This is a genomic window from Streptomyces coerulescens, from assembly GCF_042657965.1.
GTDB lineage: Bacteria > Actinomycetota > Actinomycetes > Streptomycetales > Streptomycetaceae > Streptomyces > Streptomyces coerulescens.
Map to the genome: position 1 here is coordinate 264,106 of NZ_JBHSKM010000011.1, position 13,656 is coordinate 277,761.

Sequence of the window (13,656 nt, forward strand, 5' to 3'; positions counted from 1 at the left end):
GCAGAGGGTGCGTCGCGCAACCCCGAGACTGCCGGCCATCGTCCGGCAGTGGGTGCCCCACGGAACCCCGAGTCCGCCGGTCATGGCCCGGCAGAGGGTGCGTCGCGCAACCCCGAGCCCGCCGGCCACCGTCCGGCAGCGGGGGCGTCACGGAGTCCCGACAGCGCCGGCCCGGTCGTGCCCGGTGGTACGCCGTCCCGTCCCGGGGAGCGGCCCTCGACAACACCCCGGCGTTCGGGCGCTCCCGCCGAGACCGCCGCGGAGACGACCTTCCGCCTGCGCCCGATCCCCGCGACCCCACCGGCAGACTCCGCCAACCGCCCGTCAGGCGCACAGCGTTCCCCCGGCGCACCCCCGCAGGCGCGCTCCGCCTCGGCGCAAGGGACTCTCGGCACGCCGCACCGTTCCGGGGCCGCTCCCACCGAGTCCCCCCGCCGGTCCGTCTCGGCGCCTCTACCGCCCGTGCGTCCGCCCGGTCAGGCACCCTCGCAGGGGTACGGGACATCGGCCTCCGACGCAGGGGCGGCCGGGACGCCGTACGCCGCGGGGGGCCACGGGGCCTCCGCCCAGTTCTCGCCGGACCCGTCGCTGTCCTGGAGCGCTCCCATGGCGCCCGGTGCCGGGCGGCCCGTCGTGTCGTTCGGGGAGCCCGAGGGGTACGACGAGCAGGCGCGGCCGCGTCCGCTCGGGATGCGGCTGCGGCCCCGGATCGCCGTGGCCGCCGCCTGTGTCGTGCTCGGCGTCGGGCTCATCGGCGGTGCCGTGACCGGGAGTTGGCTGATCGGGGAGCCCGGTGACGGCGGTGCCCGGGACACCTTCGCCGCCGCCGGAAGCCTCTGGCACGGCGTACCCGTCGACCGGTTGTTCCCGCCCAAGGTGATCGGGAAGGGCGCCGGCCCCGGCGGTGCCGACCGGACCTGGACCCGGATCGCCGTCGCCCCCGACACCGGCTGCACGGGCGCGTTCGACCCGCTCCTGCGCAAGGCCCTCGCGCCCGTCGGCTGCCAGCGCCTGCTGCGCGCCACCTACACCGACGCCACCCAGAGCTACGTCACCACCGTCGGCATGCTCTTCACCGACGCCGACGCCACCGCGATGCGCTCGCTCGACAGCCGCGTCAGCAAGGAGGGCCTCGACCGCCGTACGGACCTCATGCCCCGTCCGTACGCCGCCAAGGGCACCCTGGCAGCCGGCTTCGGCAACGAGCAGCGGGCCTCCTGGACCATCTCCGTGCTCACCGACGCCCCCGTCGTCGTCTACGCCGTCTCCGGCTGGGCCGACCACCGCACCGTCGACGAGCCCCAGCCCGCCGAGGAGGCCATGGAGTCCGGCGCCACCTCGGCCGTCGGCCAGGCCGGCCTCGGCCATGAGGCACAGGGCCTCGCCGACCGCGTGGAGCGTGCCCTGCGCAAGAACGTCGGCCCGTCCACGGAGCAGTCGTCATGAACCGCGGCACGAGGACGACTGAGCCCGCCGGCCTGAACGGTGCGGCCTCCGGCGCCGTGACCAGGGGTGTGAAGCACCTCGTGACCCGGCGCACCGGACCCCTCGCCGCCCTCCTCGGCACCTGCCTCGCCCTCCTGCCGCCCACCGCGGCGCACGCCGACTCCATACGCGCCCAGCAGTGGGCCCTGGAGGCCATGCACACGCAGGAGGCCTGGCAGACCACCAAGGGCGAGGGCGTCACCGTCGCCGTCCTCGACACCGGCGTCGAGGCCGACCACCCCGACCTCGTCGGCAACGTCCTCCAGGGCAAGGACATGGTCGGTTTCGGAGCCGACCGCGGCGACCGCGCCTGGGCCCGGCACGGCACCGCGATGGCCGGCATCATCGCCGGCCACGGACACGGCGCGGGAGGCGGCGACGGCGTCATGGGCATCGCCCCCGAGGCCAGGATCCTCCCCGTCCGCGTGATCCTGGAGGACGGCGACCCCGCCCGCGCCAAGGCCCGCAGCACCCGCGGCAACGCCCTCGCCGAAGGCATCCGCTGGGCCGCCGACCACGGCGCCGACGTCATCAACCTCTCCCTCGGCGACGACTCCAAGTCCGCCCACCCCGAGGCCGGCGAGGACGAGGCCGTGCAGTACGCCCTGAAGAAGGGCGCCGTGGTCGTCGCGTCGGCCGGCAACGGCGGCGAGAAGGGCGACCACATCTCCTACCCGGCCGCCTACCCGGGCGTCATCGCGGCGACCGCCGTCGACCGCTACGGCACCCGCGCCTCCTTCTCCACCCGCCGCTGGTACGCCACGGTCAGCGCCCCCGGCGACAAGGTCGTCATCGCCGACCCCGACCACAAGTACTACGAGGGCTGGGGCACCAGCGCCGCCGCCGCCTTCGTCTCCGGCGCGGTCGCCCTGGTCAAGGCCGCCCACCCCGGTCTGACCCCGGCGCAGATCAAGAAGCTCCTGGAGGACACGGCCCGCAACGCCCCGGCCGACGGCCGCGACGACTCGCGCGGCTACGGCTTCGTCGACCCGGCCGCCGCCATCAAGGAGGCAGCCGGCATGAAGCCCGAGGACCTGAAAGCGGCGTCGTACGGCGAGGAGTACTTCGGCTCGGGTCCCGACGCGGCCGCCTCGGACGACGACGCGACGAGCTGGACCGCATGGCTGGCGGGCGCCGCCGGCGGGCTCCTGCTGGTGTCGGCGGTCGTCGTGTGGCGGGGCCGCCGCGGCCGTTTCGGCTTCTAGCGGCCGGGTCCGCTACGGGGTGGCGGGTGTCGTGACGGCCGGGGAACCCGACACGTCCTCACCGATGAACACCGACACCGCCGCCCGCGCCGCCGCCTCGACCAGCGAGACACCCTGCTGCTTGGTCGAATTGCCGCCGGAGAGCACCGCCACCAGATAGTCGGCGCCGGCCACCGTCACCCGCCCGATGCTGTTGATGTCCCACAGCCCGGTGGCCGTACGCGGCAGCCAGCCGTTCTTCAACGCCCACCCGGAGCCGTCGGCGACCGCCGACACCCCCCACCGCTGATCGGCGGCGATCTGCCCCATCAACCCCGCGACATACGCCCGCGAATCCGCGGTCAGCTCCGAGCCCGCCGCCTCGAACACCTGCCGCAGCAGCCTGAGTTGATCGGCCGCGGTGGTCCGGGTCAGCCCCCAGTAGCCGCCGTCGCCACCGACGGTCTCCTTGAGCCCGAGCCGCACGTTCGCCGCTTCGAGCCCGTCCGCCCTCCCGATCGTCCGCCACAGGGCCGATGCGGCGGTGTTGTCGCTGTACTCGATCATGTCGGTGGCGTACGACCGCTCCGCCGCCGTGAGCTCACGTCCCGCGTCCTGGGCCTGGAGCAGCAGCGCGGCCAGGATGTCGACCTTGACGATGCTCGCGGTGTCGAAGAAGCCGTTGCCGTACGTGGCGCTCGCGCCGGAGTCCAGGTCCAGCACCGCCACCGACACCGCGGCGCCGTCCTCGACGTCCACCGCCTTCATGGCCCCGGCCAGCAGGACGTCGTGGTCCACCGTCGGCTCCACAGAGGCCTCCCCACCGGCAGCGGCCGAGATCGACGCCGAGGGCATCGCCGCCGACGATACGGCCCGCACCCCGGGGCGCGCCCCCGTCTTCACATACGCCGTGCCCGCGGCCGTACCGCACAGGACGACGACGGTGGCGAGGGTGCCGTGGAGCAGGGGTCGGTGTCGAGACGGACGGGCGCGTCGGTCGCGTGGGTCGCGTCGGACTCTGGAGGACTCCATGTACGCGATCGTCGCCGCTCTGCCTGTGCGTGCTGTGAGACGCACGTTAGAGACGGGTCAGATAATCGCAGATTCAGGCGACCGGGTGTCACGCGCGGGTTACCGGGCCCGCACAAGCGCAGAAGTATCCCCCCGATAGGGTCAGTGACCGTGGCGAACAAGAACATTCCCGACTCCCCGTTCTCCGACGACGACGGCACGGTCGATCCCCGGCTGAGCGCGGCGCTCGCGGCCTGGGCCGAGGACCGCACCGCCGAGGGCCCCGTCCTGGAGGCACTCAAGGACGCCCGGCTGCTCGTCCCGGTCGTGGCCGTGCTCGGCGAGGTCGAGGAGGACGAGAACGGACTGCGCCGCGAGAAGACCAGTGACATGGCCGTCCCCACCCTGAAGGCCGGCGACCGCACCGCCCTGCCCGCCTTCACGTCCACCGACTCCCTCGCCCGCTGGGACCCGGCGGCCCGCCCCGTCGCCGTACCCCTGAACCAGGCCCTGGAGGCCGCGGCGCACGAGAAGGCGGACACGATCGTGCTGGACATGGCAGGACCGGTGCCCTACGAGCTGACGGGGCGGGCGCTGCTGGCGCTCGTCGAGGGGCGTACGACGACGGATCCGCTGGCCGACCCGGCCGTGCGGGAGGCGGTGCGGGCCGCCGTGTCCGCGGTGCCCGCCGTGCTCAGCGCCCACCTCGGGCCCGGACAGGCCGACGGCACCCTGGCCCTCGTCCTGGACGCCTCAGCCGTACCCGCCGAGGCCGCGCGTGCGGTGGCCGAGCGGCTCGCCGCCGACGAAACACTGAGGGCCCGCCTGGTGCGCGGTCTCGACCTGGCACTGCTGCCGGCCGGGACGACGCCACCGGGCGAGCCCCTGTACGTACGCGGATGACCTAGCCGTAGACCGGCCCCGTGTACTTCTCGCCGGGCCCCTGACCGGGCTCGTCCGGGACGATCGACGCCTCGCGGAAGGCGAGCTGGAGCGACTTCAGGCCGTCGCGCAGGGGCGCCGCGTGGAACGAGCTGATCTCGGTCGCGCTCGCGTCCAGCAGCCCGGCGAGGGCATGCACCAGCTTGCGGGCCTCGTCGAGGTCCTTGAACTTGTCGCCCTCGTCGGTCAGACCGAGCTTCACGGCGGCGGCGCTCATCAGATTCACGGCGACCGTCACGATCACCTCGACCGCCGGGACCTCGGCGATGTCGCGGGTCATGGCGTCGAAGTCGGACGGCGGCTGCGTACTGTCGGTCATCGCTCACATCTCTTTCAGGGCGCGGAACCCCTTCAGCGTAGTCTCACCGGCCGCCGGGAGATCCGCCGCTCCGGTCTCCGCCGGCGAAAGGGCCCTGACGGAGACGTCGTCCTCGTACGCCGTGGCCGCGGCCGGGCGGCTGACGGCCAGGGTCGTGTCCGGAAGGGAGAGCGGGTTCTCCACCGCCCACAGCCGTGCCGGGCTCGACGTCGTGTCCCGCACACGGCCCCGGTCGGCCCCGGGCGCGGTGTCCCAGAGGCGCGGATCGACGCTCATCCCCACCCCCACGGCCTTCAGCACCGCCTCCTTGCGGGTCCAGCAGCGGTAGAAGCCGAGCAGCCGCTCCCGTGGCCCGGTGAACCCGTCCAGCCAGGCGGCCTCGGCCGGGGCGAGCACGTCACCGCCGAGACCCGCCAGGTCTACCGGCCGGTGCGTCTCGATGTCCACCCCGACGGGAGCCGTGCTCACCGCCAGGGCGCCGTAGGCCTCCGAGCGGCTCGTGCTGATCCACAGGGACGTCCGCGGCCAGACCACCCGCGGCGGCCCGTGGCCGGCGTCCCCGCATCCAGGGCAGGGGCGGTTGCCCAGCACGATGTCGCCGGCCGGCACCCCCAGCAGCTCCCCGAGGATCGTCCGCACCGCCACCCGGGCCGCCGTGAAGTACGACCCCAGGGGCTCCCGCAGCGCCGCGGCCCGCCGTCGCTCCTCCTCGCCGAGTACGTCACCATGGAGGACGTTCCCGGCGGACCAGAGCCAGATCGACGTGGCCATGCGGCCGACCCTAACCGCCCGGTGAGCGGTCCTTGCAAAATTTGGTACGCTGGTTCTCGACCGGTCGGTCATATGTACCGACCCACAAGTGGAGGCTCCGAACTCCCACCTGATCGTCCTCCGGGACGGCGGGTCACCCCGGTCAGGCGGCGCCCATCGTTCCGTACGGACGATGGAGCCGCCCGAAATCGCGCCCCGCGATCATCGCGGCGGTGCTCCGGTAGTGCTTGGAGCCCCGCCTGTGATCGTCCGGGGCATTTTTTGTGCTTCGGCGCGGTTAGGTCTATCGAAAAGAGACATACACGGCTGTCCGCCAGACCGCCGTGTGGTGCTAACCGAGGAGGATCCATCAGCGCCGAGCCCCGCATCAACGACCGGATTCGCGTTCCCGAGGTGCGACTTGTCGGTCCCAGTGGCGAGCAGGTGGGCATCGTCCCGCTGGCGAAGGCACTGGAGCTTGCGCAGGAGTACGACCTGGACCTGGTCGAGGTCGCGGCGAACGCCCGTCCGCCCGTGTGCAAGCTCATGGACTACGGGAAGTTCAAGTACGAGTCGGCCATGAAGGCCCGTGAGGCGCGCAAGAACCAGGCGCACACGGTCATCAAGGAGATGAAGCTCCGGCCGAAGATCGACCCGCACGACTATGACACCAAGAAGGGTCACGTCGTCCGGTTCCTCAAGCAGGGCGACAAGGTCAAGATCACGATCATGTTCCGTGGTCGCGAGCAGTCCCGGCCGGAACTCGGCTACCGACTGCTGCAGCGTCTCGCGGAGGACGTCCAGGACCTCGGTTTCGTCGAGTCGAACCCGAAGCAGGACGGCCGGAACATGATCATGGTTCTCGGTCCGCACAAGAAGAAGACCGAGGCGATGGCCGAGGCCCGTCAGGCGCAGGAAGCCCGCAAGGCAGAGGCGAAGGCCAACCCCGGCAAGTCGCAGAACGCCGCGGACTCCGAGAACGCCGTGGAGACCGAGGCACCTGCCGAGGCTTCCGCCGAGGCGTGATCCCGGGGGACCGCCGGTCCCCAGGACGAAATCGATATACGAGCGACGCTCCACCGTGCCCGGTTTCACGACCGGGCACCGGAGCGCCACCCACGAGGAGAGAACGGCGCTATGCCGAAGAACAAGTCGCACAGCGGTGCCAGCAAGCGCTTCAAGGTCACCGGCTCCGGCAAGGTGCTCCGTGAGCGCGCCGGCAAGCGCCACCTGCTCGAGCACAAGTCGTCCCGTGTGACGCGTCGCCTCACCGGCAACGCCGAGATGGCCCCGGGCGACGCCAAGAAGATCAAGAAGCTTCTCGGCAAGTGACGTACCCGGTGCTCTGTCCGAGCGCCGTACGTCTGGACCGGGACCCAATCGATTCCGGGCCGTGTGAGTCCAACCACGGCCCCGCTACAAGGAGTTAAAAAGTGGCACGCGTCAAGCGGGCAGTCAACGCCCACAAGAAGCGCCGGGCGATCCTCGAGCAGGCCTCCGGCTACCGCGGTCAGCGTTCGCGCCTGTACCGCAAGGCCAAGGAGCAGGTCACCCACTCGCTGGTCTACAACTACAACGACCGCAAGAAGCGCAAGGGTGACTTCCGCCAGCTGTGGATCCAGCGCATCAACGCCGCTGCCCGCGCCAACGGCATCACGTACAACCGCTTCATCCAGGGTCTGAAGGCCGCCAACGTCGAGGTCGACCGCAAGATCCTCGCCGAGCTGGCCGTCAACGACGCGAACGCGTTCGCCGCGCTCGTCGAGGTCGCCCAGAAGGCGCTGCCGAGCGACGTCAACGCCCCGAAGGCGGCGTGACGCTGCGCTGGCTCTGAGCCGACGTAACTGGAGGACCCGCAGGCTTCATGGCTTGCGGGTCCTGCTGTTGGGGGCCTCGGCCTTCGTCTGCGACCGCGGGCCGGTGGGGGCTGGTCGCGCCCCGCGGCGGAGCCGCCTATGTCACAGCCCCGCGCTCCTCAGGAGCTGCAGCGCCCTCGGCCTGGCGGCACCCGGAATCGCCGAAACCCGAACTGCTGAAGGAACAGACATGCCCCCGGCCACTCCCGAGCTGATCTCCCCCCGTTCCCCCCGTGTCTCCGCCGCCCGGCGGCTCGGTAAGCGGAACTTCCGGGGCAAGGACCGGCTGTTTCTCGCCGAGGGGCCGCAGGCCGTCCGGGAGGCGGCGGCGTACGGGTCCACGCTCGTGGAGCTGTTCACCACCGTCGAGGCCGCGGAGCGGTACGCCGACATCGTCGGAGAGGCCCGGACCGCCGGCGCGCGGGTGCATCTCGCCGACGAGCAGGTGATCGCCGACATCTCCACCACCGTCACACCCCAGGGGCTCGTCGGTGTCTGCCGGTTCATCGACACCCCCTTCGAGGAGATCCTCGCCGCCCGGCCCAAGCTCGTGGCCGTGCTCGCGCATGTGCGCGACCCCGGGAACGCCGGGACCGTGCTGCGGTGCGCCGACGCCGCAGGCGCCGAGGCGGTCGTCCTCACCGACGCCTCCGTCGACCTCTACAACCCCAAGGCCGTACGGGCCTCCGTCGGCTCCCTGTTCCACCTTCCCGTCGCCGTCGGGGTGCCCGTCGAGCGGGCCGTCGCCGGACTCCAGGACGCGGGGGTGCGGATTCTCGCCGCCGACGGTGCCGGGACCGACGACCTCGACGACGAACTCGACAAGGGGAGCATGGGCGGGCCGACCGCCTGGGTGTTCGGGAACGAGGCGTGGGGGCTCCCCGAGGAGACCCGCGCGCTGGCCGACGCCGTCGTGCGCGTCCCGATCCACGGGAAGGCCGAGAGCCTGAACCTCGCCACCGCCGCCGCCGTATGTCTCTATGCGTCGGCCCGTGCACAGCGCGCCGCCGGAGGGTGCCGCAGCGTCACCGAGAGCTAGTAGGGTGACCAGCTCGGGGGCCCCAAAGCCGTCGTGAGAGGTGGGGTACGGGGATGAGTGTCGGCACGAGCAGCGCACCGGGAGCACAACAGGTGCCGCGGCCGTCCGCGTCCCGGTCCGGTGACCCCGCCGAGCTCGGTTTCGATCCCGACGACCTGCCCGACGGCCTCGTCGTCGCCGATGAGCACGGCCACGTCATCTGCTTCAACGCCGCCGCCGAGCGCATCACCGCCGTCCGTGCCGCCGACGCCCTCGGGCAGCGCCTGGAGAAGGCCCTGCCGTTGGAGGATCTGGAAGGCCGGCGCTGGTGGCAGCTGACCGATCCCTACGGCGGACTGGCCATCAGGCGCCGGCAGCCCGAGCGCAACCTCCTGCTGCCCGGCGGGCGCGAGGTGCTGGTCTGCGCGCGCTACGTCCGTACCGAGCCGACCGGGCCCGTCCACCGCGTCGTCGTCTCCCTGCGCGACACCGAGGCCCGCCGCCGCACCGAGCGCAGCCACGCCGAGCTGATCGCGACGGTCGCCCACGAGCTGCGCTCCCCGCTGACCTCGGTCAAGGGCTTCACCGCCACCCTCCTCGCCAAGTGGGAACGCTTCACCGACGACCAGAAGCGGCTGATGCTGGAGACCGTCGACGCCGACGCCGACCGCGTCACCCGGCTCATCGCCGAGCTGCTCGACATCTCGCGGATCGACAGCGGACGGCTGGAGGTCAGGCGCCAGCCCGTCGACATCGGGGCGGCCGTGGGGCGGCACATCCAGGCGTACGTCGCCGCGGGCCAGCCCGCCGACCGGTTCCTGCTCCGCCTCGAACAGCCGCTGCCCGCCCTGTGGGCCGACCCGGACAAGATCGACCAGGTGCTCAGCAACCTCATCGAAAATGCCGTGCGGCACGGCGACGGAACGGTCACCATTGACATCGCGGCCACGGCGTCCCCCCGAGAGGGCGAGGACACCGGCACGTCGGTCACCGTGAGCGACGAGGGGCCCGGCATCCCGGAGGAGTCCATGAACCGCGTCTTCACCCGCTTCTGGCGGGGCAGCAAGCGCGGCGGCACCGGCCTCGGGCTCTACATCGTCAAGGGCATCGTCGAGGCCCACGGCGGCACCATCACGGTCGGCCGCGCCCCCGGCGGCGGCGCACAGTTCCGATTTACGTTGCCCGTGGCGGCACCGGCCTTCATGGCCTGAGGCACCACGGGCGCATTCGCCTACCCCGACCCCGTTAGACTCGGCCATTGGCACCTTTGCGTCCAAAACCAGAGACAAAGCGTCTCCAGGTCGAGACGGGGCACTCAGCCAGCCAATCGGAAGCACGGGAAGAGATGTCGGCACCCAATAAGTCGTACGACCCTGTCGAGGTCGAGGCACTGAAACCGGAAGAGATCGAGCGCATGCGGGACGAGGCGCTCGCCGCCTTCGCCGCCGCGGACTCCCTCGACGCGCTCCAGGAGGCCAAGGTCGCCCACACCGGGGGCACCTCCCCGCTGGCCCTCGCCAACCGCGAGATCGGCGCCCTGCCCCCGCACGCCAAGGCCGAGGCCGGCAAGCGGGTGGGGCAGGCCCGCGGCGCGGTGAACAAGGCACTCGGCGTCCGCCAGGGCGAGCTGGAGGCCGAGCGCGACCAGCGCGTACTGGTCGAGGAGGCGGTGGACGTCACGCTGCCGTACGACCGCGTACCGGCCGGCGCCCGCCACCCGCTCACCACCCTCTCGGAGCGCATCGAGGACATCTTCGTGGCCATGGGCTACGAGGTCGCCGAGGGCCCCCAGGTCGAGGCGGAGTGGTTCAACTTCGACGCCCTCAACATCGGCCCGGACCACCCGGCGCGCGGAGAGGCGGACACCTTCTTCGTGCAGGGCCCGGACGGCGGCACCGAGTCCGGTGCCGTGCTGCGCACCCACACCTCGCCCGTGCAGATCCGCTCGCTGCTCGACCGTGAGCTGCCGGTCTATGTGATCTGCCCCGGCCGCGTGTACCGCACGGACGAGCTGGACGCCACCCACACCCCGGTCTTCCACCAGGTCGAGCTGCTCGCCGTGGACGAGGGCCTGACCATGTCGGACCTCAAGGGCACCCTGGACCACATGGTCCAGTCCCTGTTCGGCGAGGGCATGAAGACCCGGCTGCGGCCGAACTTCTTCCCCTTCACCGAGCCGAGCGCCGAGATGGACATGCTCTGCTACGTCTGCAAGGGCGAGTCCGTGGGCAACCCCGACCGGCCCTGCCGTACCTGCTCCTCCGAGGGCTGGATCGAGCTCGGCGGCTGCGGCATGGTCAACCCGCGCGTCCTCACCGCCTGCGGCGTGGACCCGGAGAAGTACAGCGGCTTCGCCTTCGGGTTCGGCATCGAGCGGATGCTGATGTTCCGCCACAACGTCGAAGACATGCGAGACATGGTCGAGGGTGACGTCCGGTTCACCCGGCCGTTCGGGATGGAGATCTGATGCGGGTCCCGCTTTCTTGGCTGCGGGAGTACGTCGACCTGCCGGCGACGGAGACCGGGCGCGACGTCCAGGCCAAGCTCATTTCCGCCGGTCTGGAGGTCGAGACCGTCGAGCAGCTCGGCGACGGCCTCAAGGGCCCCCTCGTCGTCGGCCAGGTGCTGACCATCGAGGAGCTGACGGAGTTCAAGAAGCCGATCCGCTTCTGCACCGTCGACGTCGGCCAGGCCAACGGCACCGGCGAGCCCCAGGAACTCATCTGCGGCGCCCGTAACTTCCAGGTCGGCGACAAGGTCGTCGTGGTCCTCCCGGGCGCCGTGCTGCCCGGCGGCTTCGCGATCAGCGCCCGCAAGACCTACGGCCGCACCTCCCACGGCATGATCTGCTCCAGCAGCGAGCTGGGCATGGGCGACGACGGCACCCACGGCATCATCGTGCTGCCCCCGGAGACCGAGGTCGGCAAGGACGCCATCGAGCTCCTGGAGCTGGTCGACGAGGTCCTGGACATCGCCGTCACCGCCAACCGCGGCGACTGCCTGTCCATCCGCGGCGTCGCCCGCGAGACCGCCATCGCCTACGGCCTGCCGCTGCGCGACCCGGCGCTCCTCGACGTGCCCGGCCCTAACGCCTTCGGCTACCCGGTGCAGGTCTCGGATCCGATGGGCTGCGACCGCTTCACCGCCCGCACGGTGACCGGCCTCAGCCCCGAGGCCCGCTCGCCGATCTGGCTCCAGCGGCGCCTCCAGAAGGTCGGCATGCGCCCGATCTCGCTCGCCGTCGACGTCACCAACTACGTGATGATGGAGCTCGGCCAGCCGCTGCACGCCTACGACCGCAACCTGGTCCAGGGCACCATCGGCGTGCGCCGCGCCGAGGAGGGCGAGAAGCTCGTCACCCTCGACGACGTCGAGCGCAAGCTGCACGCCGAGGACCTGGTCATCACCGACGACCGCGGCCCCATCGGCCTCGCGGGCGTCATGGGCGGCGCCAACACCGAGATCGCCGACCACGAGGACGTCGAGAACGCGTCCACCGCGGTCGTCATCGAGGCCGCCCACTTCGACCAGGTCGCCATCGCGCGCACGGCCCGTCGGCACAAGCTGTCGTCGGAGGCGTCCCGCCGCTTCGAGCGGGGCGTGGACCCGGCGGCGGCAGCGGCTGCGGCTCAGCGCACGGTCGACCTGCTGGTACTGCTCGCGGGCGGCACCGCCGACGCCGGTGTCACCGAGGTCGTCACGCCGTCCGCGCCGCACACCATCACCGTCCCGGCCGACCACCCGGACAAGGTCGCGGGCGTCGAGTACGGCCGCGAGACCGTCGTACGCCGGCTCCAGCAGATCGGCTGCGACGTCTACGGGCAGGACGAGCTGATCGTCACCGTGCCGTCGTGGCGTCCCGACCTCCTCGAGCCGAACGACCTGGCCGAAGAGGTCATCCGCCTGGAGGGCTACGAGAACCTGCCCTCCACGCTGCCCAAGCCGCCGTCCGGCCGCGGCCTGACCCACCGTCAGCGCCTGCACCGCCGCGTCGGCCGCGCGCTGGCCGGGGCCGGCTACGTCGAGGCGCCGAACTACCCCTTCGTCAGCGAGCAGGTCTTCGACCAGCTCGGCCTGGCCGCCGACGACCCGGCCCGCCGTGTCGTCAAGCTGGTCAACCCGCTCAACGACGAGGAGCCCGCGCTGCGCACGTCGCTGCTGCCGGGTCTGCTCGGCGCGCTGCGGCGCAACGACGGGCGGGGCTCGCACGAGCTGGCGCTGTTCGAGACCGGGCTGATCTTCCTCCCGAACGAGAAGCAGGGCACCGCAGGACACCTGGCGGTCGACCGCCGCCCGACCGACGAGGAACTCGCCGCGCTCGACGCCGTGCTGCCCCGGCAGCCGCGGCACGTGGCCGTCGTCCTCGCCGGTGCGCGTGAGCAGGCCGGCTGGTGGGGCGCCGGACGTCCGGCCGACTGGGCCGACGCCGTCGAGGCGGCCCGGCTGGTGGCCCGCGAGGCCGGTGCCGAGCTGATCGTGCGCGGTGGCCAGTACGGGCCGTGGCACCCCGGCCGGTGCGCCGAGCTCGCCGTGGTCGTGGCCGGCACGGAGACGGTCGTCGGTCACGCGGGCGAGCTGCACCCCCGCGTGCTCAAGGCCCTCGGTCTGCCGGCGCGCACCTGCGCGATGGAGCTGGACCTGGACGCCCTGGAGCAGGTCGGCGACGGCACGCCGCAGGCGCCGAGCATCTCCACGTTCCCGGTGGCCACACAGGACGTGGCCCTCGTGGTGGACAAGCCGGTGCCGGCCGCCGAGGTCGAGGCCGCGCTGCGGGAGGGCGCCGGTGAACTCCTCGAGGGGATCCGGCTGTTCGACGTGTACGTCAACGACGAGCAGCTCGGCGACGGCAAGAAGTCGCTCGCGTACGCGTTGCGCTTCCGTGCCGGGGATCGGACTCTGACCGTTGATGAGGCTTCGGCTGCTCGGGATGCGGCGGTGGCGCTGGCGGGTGAGCGTACGGGTGCGGTGCTGAGGGGCTGATCGCCGCGGGGGACTGTGCCGTCTGCCGGCTGCGGGTTTCGTCGTGGCTGGTCGCGCAGTTCCCCGCGCCCCTTGTGGGGGCATGCCCCCACACCCCCAATGGGCGTGTTG

The 13,656-nt window shown here is 72.0% G+C and carries 12 protein-coding genes and 1 pseudogene; 10 read left to right on the forward strand and 3 right to left on the reverse strand.

The features are described 5' to 3' along the window. Positions 1-606 precede the first annotated feature (606 nt). Complete coding sequence (locus ACFPQ9_RS19315; protein ID WP_380854392.1) at positions 607-1,446, forward strand: hypothetical protein; 840 nt, start codon at positions 607-609, stop codon at positions 1,444-1,446. After that, positions 1,443-2,690, forward strand: coding sequence for a type VII secretion-associated serine protease mycosin (gene mycP, locus ACFPQ9_RS19320; protein ID WP_380854394.1), 1,248 nt, complete (start codon positions 1,443-1,445; stop codon positions 2,688-2,690). Before ACFPQ9_RS19315 ends, mycP begins: the two co-directional genes overlap by 4 nt. 12 nt (positions 2,691-2,702) lie before the next feature. On the opposite strand, the gene ACFPQ9_RS19325 is transcribed toward mycP, so the two are convergent. After that, positions 2,703-3,701 (reverse strand): serine hydrolase, encoded by a 999-nt coding sequence (locus tag ACFPQ9_RS19325; RefSeq protein WP_380854396.1) that lies wholly within the window; start codon positions 3,699-3,701, stop codon positions 2,703-2,705. Between the two features lie 150 nt (positions 3,702-3,851). Between ACFPQ9_RS19325 and ACFPQ9_RS19330 the strand changes: the two genes are divergently transcribed. Further along, the gene (locus ACFPQ9_RS19330) at positions 3,852-4,583 is read left to right on the forward strand and encodes an SseB family protein (protein ID WP_380854398.1); all 732 of its coding nucleotides are present in this window, start codon (positions 3,852-3,854) and stop codon (positions 4,581-4,583) included. 1 nt (position 4,584) lies between these two features. Here the strand turns inward: ACFPQ9_RS19330 and ACFPQ9_RS19335 are convergent, their stop codons facing one another. Beyond that, positions 4,585-4,941 carry a DUF1844 domain-containing protein gene (locus ACFPQ9_RS19335; protein WP_380854400.1) on the reverse strand — a complete coding sequence of 119 codons (357 nt, stop codon included), beginning with the start codon at positions 4,939-4,941 and terminating at the stop codon, positions 4,585-4,587. 3 nt (positions 4,942-4,944) lie between these two features. Continuing rightward, positions 4,945-5,712 (reverse strand): 4'-phosphopantetheinyl transferase family protein, encoded by a 768-nt coding sequence (locus ACFPQ9_RS19340; RefSeq protein WP_380854402.1) that lies wholly within the window; start codon positions 5,710-5,712, stop codon positions 4,945-4,947. A gap of 323 nt (positions 5,713-6,035) precedes the next feature. On the opposite strand from ACFPQ9_RS19340, the pseudogene infC reads away from it, so the two are divergent. From infC to pheT, 7 genes and pseudogenes are all read left to right on the forward strand, one after another. After that, positions 6,036-6,717 (forward strand): annotated as a pseudogene (gene infC / locus ACFPQ9_RS19345) (translation initiation factor IF-3). A 111-nt stretch (positions 6,718-6,828) separates the two neighbouring features. Further along, positions 6,829-7,023 carry a 50S ribosomal protein L35 gene (gene rpmI / locus ACFPQ9_RS19350; RefSeq protein WP_015661694.1) on the forward strand — a complete coding sequence of 65 codons (195 nt, stop codon included), beginning with the start codon at positions 6,829-6,831 and terminating at the stop codon, positions 7,021-7,023. 101 nt (positions 7,024-7,124) lie between these two features. Further along, positions 7,125-7,508 carry a 50S ribosomal protein L20 gene (gene rplT, locus ACFPQ9_RS19355; RefSeq protein ID WP_006141703.1) on the forward strand — a complete coding sequence of 128 codons (384 nt, stop codon included), beginning with the start codon at positions 7,125-7,127 and terminating at the stop codon, positions 7,506-7,508. A gap of 229 nt (positions 7,509-7,737) precedes the next feature. Continuing rightward, complete coding sequence (locus ACFPQ9_RS19360; protein WP_380854405.1) at positions 7,738-8,586, forward strand: TrmH family RNA methyltransferase; 849 nt, start codon at positions 7,738-7,740, stop codon at positions 8,584-8,586. Between the two features lie 53 nt (positions 8,587-8,639). Further along, positions 8,640-9,776 (forward strand): sensor histidine kinase, encoded by a 1,137-nt coding sequence (locus ACFPQ9_RS19365; protein ID WP_380854407.1) that lies wholly within the window; start codon positions 8,640-8,642, stop codon positions 9,774-9,776. 134 nt (positions 9,777-9,910) lie between these two features. Further along, positions 9,911-11,032 (forward strand): phenylalanine--tRNA ligase subunit alpha, encoded by a 1,122-nt coding sequence (pheS, locus tag ACFPQ9_RS19370; RefSeq protein WP_380854409.1) that lies wholly within the window; start codon positions 9,911-9,913, stop codon positions 11,030-11,032. Then, complete coding sequence (pheT, locus tag ACFPQ9_RS19375) at positions 11,032-13,545, forward strand: phenylalanine--tRNA ligase subunit beta (RefSeq protein WP_380854411.1); 2,514 nt, start codon at positions 11,032-11,034, stop codon at positions 13,543-13,545. Before pheS ends, pheT begins: the two co-directional genes overlap by 1 nt. Positions 13,546-13,656 lie beyond the last annotated feature (111 nt).